The sequence below is a fragment of the Pseudomonas sp. W4I3 genome, from assembly GCF_030816195.1.
Classification (GTDB): domain Bacteria; phylum Pseudomonadota; class Gammaproteobacteria; order Pseudomonadales; family Pseudomonadaceae; genus Aquipseudomonas.
Window position 1 is genome coordinate 4,667,294 of record NZ_JAUSXS010000001.1, and the last position, 14,423, is coordinate 4,681,716.

Consider the following 14,423-nt stretch of genomic DNA (forward strand, 5'->3'; position numbering starts at 1 on the left):
GTGCTCGTCAGCGTCGCCGGGCTGTGCCCCAGTTCGAGGCAAGGGTGGTGTACCCGCGCCTGGCGAACGCGACGAAAAAGCCGCGCCATTCGGTCAGTGATGCAATCAGGCCGCGGGCCGCCATGACCATCGTGCGGGTGCCCCGGCTTTGCGCGGCCTGGGGCAGGCCGGTCAGCGCAACGGCCAATGCTTCGACCCCAGTCGCGGCCCAGTACGTCCACACCTGATTGAACATTCTGCTCAGCCCGCCGTGCATCATCGCCGCAGGGTCCGGCGCCTGCACGGTCAGGCCATGGGGATCGTGAACGGCCATGGGGTGGCCGCTGCGAATCATCGTTCCCATCGCCCCGCCGTAGGCTTCAACTGCGGGTGACACATTGGGTTGCATCAGCGCAGGCACTTCCCCGCCGTACACCGCACTGGCGACGGTTGCAACCGCGTACGCCGCCGTCGAGCCGGCGGTGCGGCCGACCCTGGCCCGCAGGGAAGTGTTGCCCCAGGACACGCCGGTGCCGTGTCCACGCATGATCTGCTGCACCAGTTCCCTGGAGAGCGAGCGGACATGCCCGCCCAACCGCTGCACCGCAATGGGGTCCCAGCGTTCCTCGCCTTGAACGCTCAACACGTCGACCTGGAGGGCATAAGCACTTCCCACGAGGCCTGCCGAAATAGCACCGATCTGTGGCGCAAGGCGGGTCCAGTTACCGACGATACCGGTGCTCATATGCATCGTGGCCAGGGCATCAAGCGCCGCGACGCTATAGCGCAAGGCCTGATTGCGTTGCGGCGTGGGCTCGATGCTGCTGAATAGCGCCAGATCGATGCCCGTCGCGACCGCATTGGCAATATAGGTGGATAAACCATCGCGAATCGCGGCCGACGCGGCCGCTTGTACCCTCGGGCGCATGATCCACCCGATATTCGCAAGACGGCGGGTAATGGAAAGCCGGCGCATTGGGTTGCCCCGAGGCGCCTCCAGAGCCGGTGTTGCGGCCAACCCTTGCGCATCGACCTGGGTGACCGGGTTACCGCCCACCATGGCGTACAGATTCAAGCCATCGGCATCGTCGGTCGGGTCGGGGCTGATCCAGCGGCACAACCACGGTGCGTAATACCTGAAGCCGTAGTAGGACAGCCCGCTGGCATCGCGCTCCTTGCCCGAATAACGGATGAACCTGTAACTCGCCTCGCTGGCGTTTTTCGCCGCCCACCACGCGGTCCCGCCATAGGGGTAATAACTTTCCTGGCTGAGCCGTTGCGCCTGCTCGCCCAGTTCCAGGCTGCTGCTGCCCAAGTGGTCCGACAAGCCGTAACGGATCTGCGCGTCCTGGCGCACGCCCGAAGGGTGGCGATCCCAAAGCAGGACGCGGACGGTGGTCGTACCGGCATCGAGGTTGAGTACATTGAGCTGCTCACCCGTTGCGCTGTCATGGCGAATTTCCAATCCAGGCAGGTAGCGCACCTCGGCCGTATGCGCCACGCCCCGGGCCTGGGAGACCCGGCGTTTGAGGATACGCTGGCCCGTGGCATCGTAGGCGTAGCGTTCTTCATCGTCGTTGCCCCCCTCGCGCCGCACCTGCGTGAGGCGCACCAGTTGATTGCGCACATCCCAACCCATCGTGTGGTCGCCTGCCAACGCTTGCAGATTGCCGTTGCGGTCAAAGCCCTGGCCCAACCCCGGCACGGCCTGGCCATCGGCCTGCGGCAGAAAATGATTGCTGCCTGCGGCCACGTTCATCTGCCGCGTGTAGCCCGTGCCGCTGCTGGGCACGTGTTGCAACGCGAGTAAATTGCCGGCGGCGTCATAGCTGAACCGCTGGGTGTAGCGACGCCATACGCTGTCGTCAGTCGAGCCAAACGCTACGCTCGCCGGTAACGCCGGGCCTGCAGTGTTGCCGGCGGTTTCGCGGCCGGTGGCCTTGGTCAGTTGCGATAACGTGTCGTACTCATAGACGCTGGCCGAACCGATTTGGGTATTGCTGGACCACTGCGTCGGCTGGGCAAGGTCGTCGATCCGCACGACGTTGCCAACGCCGTCATAGTCGTAGCGCAGGTCTTGCAGTGCTGCGCCCGATTGCCCGGGCAGGTGCGCAGTCATTTGCCGCAAGCGGCCATCGAACGTGCGGTATTGCATCGCGCGCACAACGCCATTGCCAGCGCGTTCGCTGAGCACCTGGCCTGCGGCGTTGTAACGGCGCTCGCCCAGCACCTGCTGACGGGCGCCGCCTCTGGGCGTCACACCGATACTCGCCGGTTGGCCGTCAATGCCGTAGGCGTAGTCGAAGCGATTGCCCTTGGCGTCAGTGTGATGCAGGCGCTCACCCAACGCGTTAAAGCCAACGGATGTCTGGAACGCCTCGGGTTCCAGACGCAGCTCGCGTTGTGCATCGGGCTGCGGCCAATCCAGCGCGGCACCTGCGCGCCTGAAACGTCGGGTCTGTTGCACAACCTGCGTGTGCAGCCCATACACCTCGTGGAACAACGAGCCGCCGCCGTCATCGTGGCGAATCACCCGGCCACATCGGTTGCGTGCAGCTTCTGCATCGGAGGATGAAGCATAGGCAAGACGCTCGACGCACAGCGCTTGGGCGTCACCGGCCGCCTGCTCGAAGACCGCCACCGGCCGCAGGTATTGATCGTAGTGATGAACCTGGTGAGCGCCCCGCCCATCCCATTCTTCCAGCAAATGCCCGGCTTGCCCCATCAGCGTCAGCCGCCAGCCGGCATCCACGCTGTTGGTGCGCAACGCGTGTCCGCCAAGGCCATAAACCGTGCGGAGATTGGGCGCAGTGTCGGGCTGTGAGCGTGACAACTGCAACAAACGTGGGTCCCATTGTTCAATCATCAAGCCGGTACTGCCAAACACCTGGCGATGAATGCGCACCTGCGGTTCAACTTCTGCACTCACGCGGTGGTAGCCGATGTTACGAACAATTAACCCACGCGGGTCGACCGCGGCCAGGGACGGCGTGTTTCGATGGACGGAATCAGGCATGAGCTCAAGACCTTATTGCTGAATAAGTAGTCTTGAAAGCCTAGGGAAGTGGGGGTGGAACACGGTGGTGCTGGGGGATGTTTTGTGTATCCGGGTACTGGCATCGCCTCGACCCGCTCGCGCGGGTCGAGGCTGCGCTCAATGCCCGCCGGCGCAGGTCGGCGAGGCCGGCGCTGCGTCGATGTTCGCCCATTCTTCAGGCGTGTAGGTATGCAGCGCCAGCGCATGAAACTCGCTCATCAGGTCACCCAGGGTGGCGTAGACCTTCTGGTGGCGCTTGACGCGGTTGAGCCCCTCGAACTGCTGGCTGACCAGCACGGCCTTGAAGTGGGTCTGCAACCCACGGCTGTGCATATGACTCTCATCCAGCACGCTCAAGTGTTGCGGGCTCAGGGCGGCGAGTGCCGTTTCAATACGCTGTTGCATGGTCATTCCTGTTTACTTCTTCTTGGCCGGTGCGGCTGCCTTGGGCGCCAGCTCATTGGTCATGTCTTCCAGCAGCTTGTTCACTACCGGCACGGCGCTTTCCAGTTTGGCCTGGGTCATCTGGGCCGATTGCTGGGTCAGTTGCGGCATTTTCTCCAGGACTTTCTTGCCCAGTGGCGACTGGTAGAAGGCAACCAGGTCCTTGAGCTCCGATTCGCTGAAGTTGGTGGTGTAGAGCTTGACCATGTCCGGCTTCAGCTTCGGCCAGCCGATAGCCTGGTCCAGGGCAGCATTGGCCTTGGCCTGGTAGCTGTCGAGGACCGACTGCTTGGCGGCGGGCGCCTTGGTCTGTTCGAAACGCTGGGCGAACATTTGTTGCACTTGCATGTACACCGGGGTACCCAGCTTGTCAGCGTGGGCCAGGGTAAGGAAGGCTTCGGCACTGGCGTTGTGGCTGGCGGTATCGGCAAAAACCTGGCCGCTGGCGCAAACCAGAGCAACCGCGGTACAGATGGCACGAAGACGAGTCATCGAGTTTCCTTTTCTAGCAGGCGAGGTAAGACCCCAAGGGCGACCATTCTGCGCCTAAAAAACCTCGCGGCTCAACCCCAGGCCTTGTCGGGCCTGGTTTTGCGCGCTGCAAATCCGATGAAGCGTGTTTTTTGGAACCCGCTGGGCCGATCAGAGCCTAAACTGCGCAAACGAACCTGAAGGAGTGTGCCCGATGAGCCGTATCGAAACCGACAGCCTGGGAGACGTCCACGTCCCGGATGACGCTTACTGGGGCGCCCAGACCCAACGTTCGCTGGTGAACTTCGCCATCGGCGAACAGCGCATGCCCCTGGCGGTGCTGCATGCCCTGGCCCTGATCAAGAAGGCCGCCGCACGGGTCAACGACCGCAACGGCGACTTGCCCGCCGATATCGCCCGCCTGATCGAACAGGCCGCCGACGAGGTGCTGGACGGCCAGCACGACGACCAGTTTCCACTGGTCGTGTGGCAGACCGGCAGCGGCACCCAGAGCAACATGAACGCCAACGAAGTGATCGCCGGCCGCGCCAATGAACTGGCCGGCAATAACCGCGGCGGCAAAAGCCCGGTACACCCCAACGACCATGTGAACCGCTCGCAGAGCTCCAATGACTGCTTCCCCACGGCCATGAGCATTGCCACCGTCAAGGCGGTCTACGAGCAGTTGCTGCCGGCCATCACCGTGCTGTCCGGTGGGCTGGCGGAGCTGGCGGCGCGGCATATGAAGCTGGTCAAGACCGGCCGCACGCACATGATGGATGCCACGCCGATCACCTTCGGCCAGGAACTCTCGGCGTTTATCGCCCAGCTGGACTATGCCGAACGCGCCATCCGCAGCGCCCTGCCCCCCGTGTGCGAGCTGGCCCAGGGCGGCACCGCCGTCGGTACCGGGCTGAACTCCCCCCATGGCTTTGGCGAGGCGATTGCGGCCGAGCTGGCGGCGTTGTCGGGCTTGCCGTTCGTGACCGCGCCGAACAAGTTCGCCGCCCTCTCCGGCCATGAGCCGCTGGTGACCTTGCACGGCGCGCTGAAAACCCTCGCCGTGGCCCTGATGAAACTCGCCAACGACCTGCGCCTGCTGGGCTCCGGCCCGCGCGCCGGGCTGGCCGAAGTCAAGCTGCCAGCCAACGAACCGGGCAGCTCGATCATGCCCGGCAAGGTCAACCCCACCCAGTGCGAAGCGCTGTCGATGCTGGCCTGCCAGGTAATGGGCAACGACGTGACCATCGGCATCGCGGCCAGCCAGGGGCACCTGCAGCTGAACGTGTACAAGCCGGTGATCATCCACAACCTGCTGGAATCGATCCGCCTGCTGGCCGATGGCTGCAACAACTTCCAGGAACACTGCATCGCCGGCCTCGAACCGGACGCCGAACAGATGGCCGAACACTTGGAGCGCGGGTTGATGCTGGTGACCGCGCTAAACCCGCATATCGGCTATGACAAGTCCGCGCAGATCGCCAAGAAGGCCTATGCCGAAGGGCTGACCCTGCGTGAAGCGGCACTGGCGCTGGGTTATCTCACCGATGAGCAGTTCGACCAGTGGGTACGCCCGGAGAATATGCTGGAGGCCGGGCACTAACAGCTCAAGGCACGTGTAAATGTGGGAGGGCAAGCCCTGATGCCAGTCAGCTAAGGCTTTTTGTAGGAGCGAGCTTGCTCGCGAAGAATTCAGAGCAATCGCGTTTATCCTGAATGAACGCGTTGCCTGGACGTTTTTCGCGAGCAAGCTCGCTCCTACAGACGGGCATAGAGCAAGCCCCCTCCCACATTTAATCATGAAGCCATGCGCAATCGCCGGGCCCTGAGCCCGGCCATCAATGACGGCGCCAGCGCCACCATCGCCGAGCCGGTCACCACCACCAACGCACCGAAATACCCCAGGGCATTGATCTCCTCGGCCCGCACAAATTCCGGCCACAGCCACGCCGCCAAGGCCACCGCGACAAAGGTCACCAACGGCGTCAGGGCCAGGGTCGCACTGACCCGCGATGCCTCCCAATGGGCCAGCGCCTCGGCGAAGGCGCCGTACGCCACCAGGGTATTCATGCAGCACGCCAGCAGCAGCCAGCCTTGCAGCGGGCTCAGTTGCAGCGCCTCCAGCGGGTGCGCCCAAGGCATCAGTAACACGGCGCACGACAGGTAGATCACCATCATCACCTGCAGCGAATTCCATACCGTCAGCAACTGTTTCTGGCCCAGGGCGTAGAACACCCAGATAGTGGTCGCCAGTAGCACCGTCAGTACGCCTGCGGTGTAGCTACCCATCGATGTGAGCAGTTCCACCAGGCGCTGGTTGAAGAACAGCCCGAAGCCAACGATCAATATCATCAGCCCTACACCCTGCCCCAGGCTGAAACGCTCCTTGAACACAAACACACTGGCAACCATCAGAAAAATCGGCCCCATCTGCACCACCAATTGCGCCGTGCCGGGGCTGAGCATTTTCAGGCCCACCAGGTACAACACGTAGTTACCGACCAGCCCGCACACGGCCATCGCCACCAGCCAACCGCCCTTGGGGCCGAGCACCTTGCGACTGGGCAAGCGCCTGGTCGCCGCGAGATAGATAAACAGGCAACTGCCGGCCACCACCAGGCGAAACCAGGTGACGGTAATCGGGTCCATCACCTGCAGTACTTGTTTGAGCTTGATCGGCAGAATGCCCCAGAGCAGCGCGGTCAATAGGGTCAGGAAAAAACCGTAGACCCAGCGGCCGGAAGAAATGTGCATGAGTGCCCCAGATGCCAGAGGAAGTGGAACCGGCATTCTAGGGGCATGCACTGGGCTTTGGGTACAACGGTGTTCAAGGCACGCCCATCACCAATACCCCGCTGCCGCTGATGGGGCCGGCGGCCGGCAACGAGCCCGCCCGACGTACCAGGGAAAACGTCACATCGTCCGCGCCCGTGCTGTTGGTGATACGGGTCAGGAACGAACCGTTGACCGGTACAGCCGACCCGGCGTGCACCAGGGACGTGCCCACGTCGGCATTGGTCATCATCAACAACCGTGAATCGAACGCCGAGCGGGTGCCTTTGTAGGTAATGGTGATCGGTGTATTGATGCCGCCATCCGGGCACGAATAGGCCAGCCTGCGGTGGCTGACAATGGCGGATGTCAGTGGGTCAGTACCTATGGCCCGCTGGTGCACGTTGCCGAAGTTGATCTCGATCGGATTGTTGTTATTGATCGTGCAGGTTGACGGGGAGACGGTGAAATTGTTGGCGGCGGTATACGTGACGGTCAGTCGCGGTCGGGTGCCGTCGTAGTTGTTCGAACTGGTCAGACGCAACAGACCGAGGTTGTCGCCGATGCGCACATCGAACGGGTTGGATGGATAGTTACGCAGCAGAATGTAGGGCGTGACATTGATCGGATAAAAGGTCCCGTTGTTGGGGATGGTGACTATCCGTATGCCCGACGGTACCGGCGTGTTGTGAAAGGCGCCATTGATGCGTAATCCGGTTCCTTCGTTTACGAATTTCGGGCCGGGCGTCCAAGCGGTTCCCGCCGCACTCCCACTGGCCCAATAGTCAGCGTGCCAAGCGGGACCTCCGCTGTAGGTGAATCGACACTCCAGTCTTGCGCCTTCCAGCATGATCCTGCTGCGGTCTGCACTCAGGGTGACGGTAACGGGAACCTGTAGGTTCGGGTTGCCATTTTGCCAGGGGCCCCCGTTGACACGGCAATCGACCGCGTGCGCGGTCGTGGTCATACCCGTCAAAACGAGAAGCGCCAGGGCTCCAAATAGTCGTTGCATCTTGAACTCCATCAAACCTCTAAAATAGAGCACGTCCCTTCAAGGGCGGGCTTGCTCGCGAATGCGGTGGGTCAGTTAGAGGGTTATCAACTGATACACCGTATTCGCGAACAAGCTCGCGCCTGCCTGTGGATCTGCATCCGCACCAGGCCAGCTTGGCTTACGCATCAGGGCACCCCCATAACAAGCACACCGCTCCCGCTCAGGGCCCCGGCGGACGGTAGGGACCCGGTGCGCCGAACGAGCGAAAACGTCACATCGTCCCCGCCCACGCTGTTGGTGATATGGGTCTGGAACAAGCCGTTCACAGGCACCGCTGAGCCCGCGCGAATCAGCGCCGTGCCCACGTCCGGATTGGTCATCAGCAGCAGACGTGCGTCGAACGACGATGGGCTGCCTTTGTACGTAATGGTGATCGGTGTAGTGATACCGCCGTCCGGGCACGAATAGATGAGCCTGCGGTTGATGACGATGGACGATGTCAGCGGGTCCGTGCCGATGGCCCGCTGATTCACGGTGCCGAAGTCGATCTCGATGGGGTTGTTGTTGTTGATCGTGCAGGTTGAGGGCGAAACGGAGAAGTTATTGGCCGCAAGGTACGTGAGCGCAAGCACCGTGCTGGTGGCGTCGTAGTTGTTTGTCTGACGCAGGCGCAACACGCCCAGATTATCCCCAATCCGCACGTCGATAGGGTTCGTCGGGTTGTTGCGTATCAGAATGTAGGGCGTGACATCGATGGGGACGCCCACACCGTTATTGGGCATGACCGCCAGCTGGATCCCATACGGGACCGGGGTATTGAGGTAAGCACCGTTTATTCGCAAGCCGGTGCCTTGGTCAGTGAATTTAGGGCCGGGCGTCCACGGAGGGCCGGCCTGTATCGCGGTCCACCATATGTCCCGGTACGTGGGAAAAACCTGACCCGGCGTAAATCGGCATTCCAACCGAGCCCCTTCGAGGTAAATACGCGAGCTGTCCGAACCCGTTTGCACCATGACGGGCACCTGCAGGTTCAGCGTGCCGCCTGCCCCCACATGCACCCACCCGCCGCCATTCACACGGCAATCGGCTGCTGACACAGCGGTACTGACACCGGTCGATACAAGAAGCACGGTGGCTCCAAATAATCGTTTCATCTTGGTCTCACTCCTCTGTTCTACCCAGAAACAGCGTTATGGATAGTCCAGCGTAAAAGTTGAGGTCACCGTGTACCCACCGTGCCCGATGGTCTGGTTCTGCAGGGCTTTCGGCTCGCCCCGCACATACGCCTTGAGCTCAATGACATTGCTGCCGTCGCTTAACACCTGCTTGTCGCTGACGGTATTGAGGGGCAAGGGTTTATCGCTCAACGTCTCGATGCCGACGCCAATGCCAGAGGCGCCGCTGCCACTGTCCAGCGCGAGCAAACCGGGAAGCTCTCTGTTCTGCGCGCCGCCGAAGGTGATGGTCACCGAGTTGCCAATCGTGGTGTCGCAGTCTTCCAGGTGCAGTTTGAAACGCTTACCCACCGAGCGCGTGTTGAGATAGAGGTACTTGCTGGTGAGGTCCCAGAGTTCCAGCGCGATGGCTTCGTCGCCGGGTCGAAGGGTGCAAGCCTCTTCAACCAGGTTGCCTTTGAAACTCAGATTGTCTGCCGCGTGCGCCATGGGTATCAGGCCGAAGATGAACAGCAGCGCCAGGCCGTGCTTTTGAATCCTTTGATATCGCATCGATCAGCTCCCTACTGGTATTCGGCCAATAACGTGGCCACCGCCGTGAACCTGGCAGGAGGCAGCGTTGCACCGGGCTGTTGCACCGGCACTACCTCCAATGTCGGCGGTGACGACAGGCTGATATCCAGGGCCGTATTGAGTGGAAACGGCACATTATTCTGAAAGACTCGAATGCCCAGCGCAGGCACGCTGGTCTGCACCGCTGAGCCGTCAAACGCCGTGGGTGTGCCGTTGACGCTCAATTTCAGCTCCCACGGCAGCGTGTTGGCACCGCAATTGATCGCGTAGCCGACCCCTCGGCGGTACCTCACGCCATCGACGCGTTTCACCCCGACATCGCCAAAGTCGACTTCAATGGTATTGCCTGCGTCGATCGTGCACGGTGGCGGCTCATTCAACGTCCCGCTGAACGTCAAGTTGGCCGACGCGCCACTGCACAGGCCAATGGCCCATAGGGCGAGCAACGCTCGCGGCTGCCAAGCTGTCATGGGTGGTTCCTCTTGTTATCAGTAGCCGTTCTGTCGCTGGCGCTCATTGGTAATCGACCACCAGCGTCGCGGTGGCATCGAAGGCCCCGCCGGTCAGCTTGCTGCCCGCACGCTTGACGGGCGCAGCCTGCACCACGGGAAAATTGGGGTAGGTAAAATTCACCATCGTGTTCACCGGCCAGTCAGCGCCATTCACAAACAGCCTGACCCCAAGGTCCGCCTTGCGGGTGGAGAGCGCACGACTATCAAACGACGCCGCGGTGCCCTTGAGTTCGAGGGTCAACGCATTGCTGAACGGAGCGTCGCAGGTGACGGTGTACGGCACATCGCGACGGTAATTGACCCCATCGACCCGTGACGTCAGCAGGTCATTGCCAAACGGCACATCGAGGGTGCTGCCACCGTTGATGACGCACGGCGGGGGCGCAATGATCACCGCGCGAATGGTCAAACTGGTCGCGGCCTGTACGCCCTGGCTGAGCGCCAGCAACACGCCGGCGGCGATCACGCCGATTGATTTAGCCATCGTTGCACCCTTAGTCATAATTGAGCCTGACATCCACCACGGCCCTGAATGCCCCGCTGGTCAACGGCGCGACAGTGCGCGTGGGACGTACATTCCAGGTCTGGGTATTGCGGCCCACGGGCAAAAACAGCGGCTGACCCCGTGAGCCCAGTTGCACGTCTCGGCCGAGGGCATCGGTCAACTGCAGGCCCATGCCGGTGATGCCCTGTACCTTGACCAGACGCGAATCATCGGCGTCGGCCGGCGCGCTGAACGTGACCGACAGCACCGGTTGGTAGGCACTCCAGGTCAAGTTCCCCGTACGTTCATTGCGCATACGGCCGGCGGTGCGCAGACAATCGGTAAACCGCAACTGAAAGGCCTTGGCGGTCGCCTGGTCGCCGGGGCGTTGCAACTGGCTGGTCGACACGGCGTCCAGGTCGACGGTCTGGTGCAGAGACGTCATGTCCAGACTGCAAGGCGACTCGTGCATGGAACCAAGCACATTCAGCATGCCGCTCATGCCTTCGATATCTTCCTCGTCCGCGGCATGTGCGCTCACCGCCAAGACCCACAACAGGCCGCCCAGGGCCTTCACTTTTTGCGATTTCATGGCGTTCTCCAGCAGCATTACTCATTCGCCGGCGCGGCCTGGGGGTTTACTTGGCATGTGTCACCGGTGCAACTGAAGGCCAGCACCGGGCGCCCGCCATAATCGTTGACATAGGCCAGATAAGGGCTAGTACCCAACGCCTTGGCCGTGGCCCCCAGCGTCAGCGCGCCCTTGGGCGGCACCATCAGCGGCGTAAAGCCGGGCACGGTCTTACCGTCCTTGCTGCTGCGCGCATCCACCAGGGTCACGTAGTAGGGCGTCGGGTTATTCACCCGGTATTGATCGCCTTCACGGGTCAGGGTCAGCTTCTCCTGCCAGGGGTTGGACAAGTCCTGCTGGCTCGGCGTGATGGCTTGCGGTCGGTAGAACAACTTGATGCGGGTTTGCAGGGCAATCTGCAGGGTGTTGGACTTATCGCTGCGCGGCGGGATCTCCCTCAAGTTGAAGTAGTACACCGTTTCCCGATCCTGCGGCAGCGCCTTGGCCGCCGGCAACGCCTGGACTTTCACCTGGCTTTGTTTGCCCGGCTCCAGTCGTTGCACCGGTGGCAGCACGATCAACGGTGTGGTGATTTTTTTACCGGCTTCATCCTCGATCCAACCCTGGGCCAGATACGGCAGCTGGGTATTGTTGTTGGTGATGTTCACACTGGTGGCGTCTTTGCCGCCGTCGAAAATCACCCGGGTACGGTCCAGACCCACCGCCGCATTGGCACTCTGGCTCAAGCCCAGGGCCAACAGCGCAAAGGCCGGGAATGTGGAACCTGTGGTCGATCTCATGATGCTGTGTTCTCCGTATCGGTAGGCTTGCCGGTCAGCCCGGCGGGCTCGGGCAAGGATGGGTCAGCGACTACCGTCTGGCAGCGCAATTGCAGGGCGTCGGTCAAGCCATCGGCGGGCAAGGTGGCCGGCAACGTGAGCAGGCATCGCTCGCCGCCACCCCAACTGACGGACATCTGCTCGCCGGCCTGGATGCCGCTCAGGTAGACATGGCCGCCGTCATTCACGATGCCGGTGTCCTGTTGCTTGAGGTTTTTCACCGTCGCGCCGAAGGGCGGCGAACCGCCATCGGCCAGGCGTAACACCGCCATGGCCTTTTCACCGGCGATCACGTCCAGCGAGCGATAACCGATCGCGCCTTCGGTGAGTGTCAATTGGGTGACGGATTGAGTGGCTTCGATGTTGCTCGGCAAGCGCTCCAGATCAACACTGGCGGCAGTGCGCTGGTAGCTGCTGATGTCCGAGATGACGGCCTTGCCGAAGGCATTACTGCGGGTCGGCGCGCCGTAACCGCGTACGGGCACATCGGGCACACCCGCGGTATCGACCATCAGGCGGGTGCCGCCGGTGCTGGTGGTTCGATGCAGCGCGGCGCCGTAGGCGGTGAGCGTGGCACCGCCGCGCGCCGAGACACCGAGGCTGCTGGAGCCGCCCTGCTGCCGACTGGCGCTCACATCGATGTCGGCGTAGTCGCCCATATGGCTCAGGTAACCGCTGGCAGACGTGTCGCTCGCGCTGAGCTGGTAGCTGTTACGCTCATCGAGGCGATCGCTGTAGCGCGTTGCAACGTTGTTTTTGCCGGCGGCTCGACTGGCATCCAGCGAGAGTGTGCCGGTACGCCCCAACGGCAGGCTGACGGTCAGCGCCATGCCGTTATCCTTATAGTTATATTCCTGGGTGCGGTACGTGTTCAGGGACAGGCTCATGTTCTTGACCGTGCCCACATTGAAGTAGCGCGACAGCGACAGGTTCCAGCGATGGGTGTCCGGCCGATCCCAGTAGGTTTGCTTGTTGTAACTGGCGTAGACGGTGGCGCCCAGGTCACGAAACTGCTTGTTGACCGTCACCGTGTACAGCGCCTTGCTGCCGCCGATAGGCTTCCAGCCCTCATCGGGGTCGCGATAGTCCCCACGCCCGCCGAGTTCGCCGTTCAGCCCGTAATACCGGGCATCCAGGTATTCGCTCATGCTCAGGAAGTTCTTCTCGGAAAAACGGTAACCGGCGAACGTCACCTGGCTGTCGTACTGTTCGAAGTTCTTGGAGTATTGAAGGCGGTAGGATTTACCCGAGAGCGTCTCGTTCCACACGCTGGCATGGGACTGCGTGACATCCAGCGAGACGGCGCCAAACGCCAGCAAATCCCGACCGGCCCCCACGGATAAGGCCCGGTAGTTGTTATCGGTGATGCCGCCACCGAACAACGACCAGCCATTGCTCACGCCCCAGGAAAACTCTCCGGTACCGAAGACATTGCCATCGGAGCCGTTCTGAAGGTTGGACGGTCGCCCAGTCGCCAGCTTGTAACGGACCTGGCCTGGGCGCGTCAGGTACGGCACACCGGCCGTGTTGAGCTGGAAGGTATGGACCGAACCGTCCTGTTCTTCCACGCGCACATCGAGCTTGCCGGTCACCGCATCATTGAGGTCCTGAATGCGAAAAGGGCCCGCCGCGACCAGCGTCTCGTAAAGCACACGCCCCTGCTGGCTGATGATCACTTTTGCATTGGTCTTGGCCACGCCGACCACTTCCGGCGCGTAACCACGCAAGTTCGGTGGCAGCTGGCTTTGATCCGAATTGAGCGAAGCACCGGTGAAACGGAAGCTGTCGAACAGGTCCGAATACAGGTAACTCTCCCCCACCACCAGGCGCGCCTTCAACGCCGCAATAGCGCGGTACGCGTAGTAACGGCTCCATTCCAGCTTTTGCGGCCCGGCCGCTTCCTGCCGGCCATCTTCCACGCGTCCTTGCCAATCAGCCCGCAGGCGCCACGCGCCGGCATTCGCGCCGACGGTGCCGTTGCCACTGAGGTTTTTGCGCTGGCCGTCGTTCTTCTGGTAGTTGGACTGCGCCGTCAGGCTGTAGTCCACCAGTAACCCCGGCACCCCTTCGTCCCAACGGGAAGGCGGGTCCCAATTGATGGCGTTGTACTCAAGGTACGCCTGGGGCAGATTGATGCTCAGGGTCGAGGTGGCCAGGTCGCCACTGACTTCCATGCCCGGCAAGCTGGCGATATCCAGGCATTCGCCGTCCCTCCACCAGGCAAGTTTGCCGGCTTCGGAGACTTTCAGGCCCAATTGCTCGACAAGACTGTGCGACAAACAGGCCTGGCTGCCTTTGGGATCGTTTTCGGGGGGATAGAACGCCACCGCTTGTTCAGGAATAGGCTGGGCGTTCAGTTGCACAGCCATCGAGTAAGTGCCTGGCAGAATGAATCCGCTGCGCGCAAATTGAGACAAGTCAATATTGGTGCGATCACTCAGATCGAGAACGTCGGTATTGAACTCGATATCGCCGGCGCCCATTGCAGTGCCCGCCAGTGACATCAAGCCGCCTAACAGTCCGGGGCGAAGCGTATTTTTGATCTTCGACGTATTCAACATGCAAGCCTGTC

At 61.8% G+C, this 14,423-nt stretch carries 13 protein-coding genes; 1 reads left to right on the plus strand and 12 read right to left on the minus strand.

Annotated elements, in window-relative coordinates; all coding sequences use genetic code 11:
- Nucleotides 1–7: 7 nt before the first annotated feature.
- The 3 genes from QF045_RS21140 to QF045_RS21150 form a co-directional block, all read right to left on the minus strand.
- The gene (locus tag QF045_RS21140; protein WP_306493863.1) at nucleotides 8–2,995 is read right to left on the minus strand and encodes an RHS repeat-associated core domain-containing protein; all 2,988 of its coding nucleotides are present in this window, start codon (nucleotides 2,993–2,995) and stop codon (nucleotides 8–10) included.
- Between the two features lie 138 nt (nucleotides 2,996–3,133).
- Complete coding sequence (locus QF045_RS21145; protein WP_306493864.1) at nucleotides 3,134–3,427, minus strand: BolA family transcriptional regulator; 294 nt, start codon at nucleotides 3,425–3,427, stop codon at nucleotides 3,134–3,136.
- Nucleotides 3,428–3,433: 6 nt separating this feature from the next.
- On the minus strand, nucleotides 3,434–3,952 hold the full coding sequence (locus QF045_RS21150; protein WP_003175221.1) for a DUF2059 domain-containing protein: 519 nt from the start codon (nucleotides 3,950–3,952) through the stop codon (nucleotides 3,434–3,436).
- A 193-nt stretch (nucleotides 3,953–4,145) separates the two neighbouring features.
- Between QF045_RS21150 and QF045_RS21155 the strand changes: the two genes are divergently transcribed.
- Nucleotides 4,146–5,534: a class II fumarate hydratase gene (locus QF045_RS21155; RefSeq protein ID WP_306493865.1), complete on the plus strand. Its 1,389-nt coding sequence runs from the start codon at nucleotides 4,146–4,148 to the stop codon at nucleotides 5,532–5,534.
- Between the two features lie 194 nt (nucleotides 5,535–5,728).
- Here the strand turns inward: QF045_RS21155 and QF045_RS21160 are convergent, their stop codons facing one another.
- From QF045_RS21160 to QF045_RS21200, 9 genes are all read right to left on the minus strand, one after another.
- The gene (locus QF045_RS21160; RefSeq protein ID WP_306493866.1) at nucleotides 5,729–6,685 is read right to left on the minus strand and encodes a DMT family transporter; all 957 of its coding nucleotides are present in this window, start codon (nucleotides 6,683–6,685) and stop codon (nucleotides 5,729–5,731) included.
- A gap of 73 nt (nucleotides 6,686–6,758) precedes the next feature.
- Entirely contained in the window at nucleotides 6,759–7,715 is a 957-nt protein-coding gene (locus QF045_RS21165) for a fimbrial protein (protein WP_306493867.1), read from the minus strand.
- A gap of 167 nt (nucleotides 7,716–7,882) precedes the next feature.
- Nucleotides 7,883–8,851 (minus strand): fimbrial protein, encoded by a 969-nt coding sequence (locus QF045_RS21170; RefSeq protein ID WP_306493868.1) that lies wholly within the window; start codon nucleotides 8,849–8,851, stop codon nucleotides 7,883–7,885.
- 36 nt (nucleotides 8,852–8,887) lie between these two features.
- Nucleotides 8,888–9,424, minus strand: coding sequence for a fimbrial protein (locus tag QF045_RS21175; RefSeq protein WP_306493870.1), 537 nt, complete (start codon nucleotides 9,422–9,424; stop codon nucleotides 8,888–8,890).
- An 11-nt stretch (nucleotides 9,425–9,435) separates the two neighbouring features.
- A complete protein-coding gene (locus tag QF045_RS21180; protein ID WP_306493871.1) occupies nucleotides 9,436–9,915 on the minus strand; it encodes a fimbrial protein in 480 nt (159 codons plus the stop codon).
- Nucleotides 9,916–9,958: 43 nt separating this feature from the next.
- Nucleotides 9,959–10,441 (minus strand): fimbrial protein, encoded by a 483-nt coding sequence (locus QF045_RS21185; RefSeq protein ID WP_306493872.1) that lies wholly within the window; start codon nucleotides 10,439–10,441, stop codon nucleotides 9,959–9,961.
- 10 nt (nucleotides 10,442–10,451) lie between these two features.
- Nucleotides 10,452–11,033 carry a fimbrial protein gene (locus tag QF045_RS21190; protein ID WP_306493873.1) on the minus strand — a complete coding sequence of 194 codons (582 nt, stop codon included), beginning with the start codon at nucleotides 11,031–11,033 and terminating at the stop codon, nucleotides 10,452–10,454.
- Between the two features lie 17 nt (nucleotides 11,034–11,050).
- Nucleotides 11,051–11,812: a fimbria/pilus periplasmic chaperone gene (locus tag QF045_RS21195; protein WP_306493874.1), complete on the minus strand. Its 762-nt coding sequence runs from the start codon at nucleotides 11,810–11,812 to the stop codon at nucleotides 11,051–11,053.
- Nucleotides 11,809–14,412 (minus strand): outer membrane usher protein, encoded by a 2,604-nt coding sequence (locus QF045_RS21200; RefSeq protein WP_306493875.1) that lies wholly within the window; start codon nucleotides 14,410–14,412, stop codon nucleotides 11,809–11,811. Before QF045_RS21200 ends, QF045_RS21195 begins: the two co-directional genes overlap by 4 nt.
- Between the last annotated feature and the right edge of the window lie 11 nt (nucleotides 14,413–14,423).

Excerpts from the sequence above, each read along its gene's own strand:
- QF045_RS21140 (WP_306493863.1), bottom strand. The coding sequence starts at position 2,995 with ATGCCTGATTCCGTCCATCGAAACACGCCGTCCCTGGCCGCGGTCGAC.
- QF045_RS21145 (WP_306493864.1), bottom strand. The coding sequence starts at position 3,427 with ATGACCATGCAACAGCGTATTGAAACGGCACTCGCCGCCCTGAGCCCG.
- QF045_RS21150 (WP_003175221.1), bottom strand. The coding sequence starts at position 3,952 with ATGACTCGTCTTCGTGCCATCTGTACCGCGGTTGCTCTGGTTTGCGCC.
- QF045_RS21155 (WP_306493865.1), top strand. The coding sequence starts at position 4,146 with ATGAGCCGTATCGAAACCGACAGCCTGGGAGACGTCCACGTCCCGGAT.
- QF045_RS21160 (WP_306493866.1), bottom strand. The coding sequence starts at position 6,685 with ATGCACATTTCTTCCGGCCGCTGGGTCTACGGTTTTTTCCTGACCCTA.
- QF045_RS21165 (WP_306493867.1), bottom strand. The coding sequence starts at position 7,715 with ATGCAACGACTATTTGGAGCCCTGGCGCTTCTCGTTTTGACGGGTATG.
- QF045_RS21170 (WP_306493868.1), bottom strand. The coding sequence starts at position 8,851 with ATGAAACGATTATTTGGAGCCACCGTGCTTCTTGTATCGACCGGTGTC.
- QF045_RS21175 (WP_306493870.1), bottom strand. The coding sequence starts at position 9,424 with ATGCGATATCAAAGGATTCAAAAGCACGGCCTGGCGCTGCTGTTCATC.
- QF045_RS21180 (WP_306493871.1), bottom strand. The coding sequence starts at position 9,915 with ATGACAGCTTGGCAGCCGCGAGCGTTGCTCGCCCTATGGGCCATTGGC.
- QF045_RS21185 (WP_306493872.1), bottom strand. The coding sequence starts at position 10,441 with ATGGCTAAATCAATCGGCGTGATCGCCGCCGGCGTGTTGCTGGCGCTC.
- QF045_RS21190 (WP_306493873.1), bottom strand. The coding sequence starts at position 11,033 with ATGAAATCGCAAAAAGTGAAGGCCCTGGGCGGCCTGTTGTGGGTCTTG.
- QF045_RS21195 (WP_306493874.1), bottom strand. The coding sequence starts at position 11,812 with ATGAGATCGACCACAGGTTCCACATTCCCGGCCTTTGCGCTGTTGGCC.
- QF045_RS21200 (WP_306493875.1), bottom strand. The coding sequence starts at position 14,412 with ATGTTGAATACGTCGAAGATCAAAAATACGCTTCGCCCCGGACTGTTA.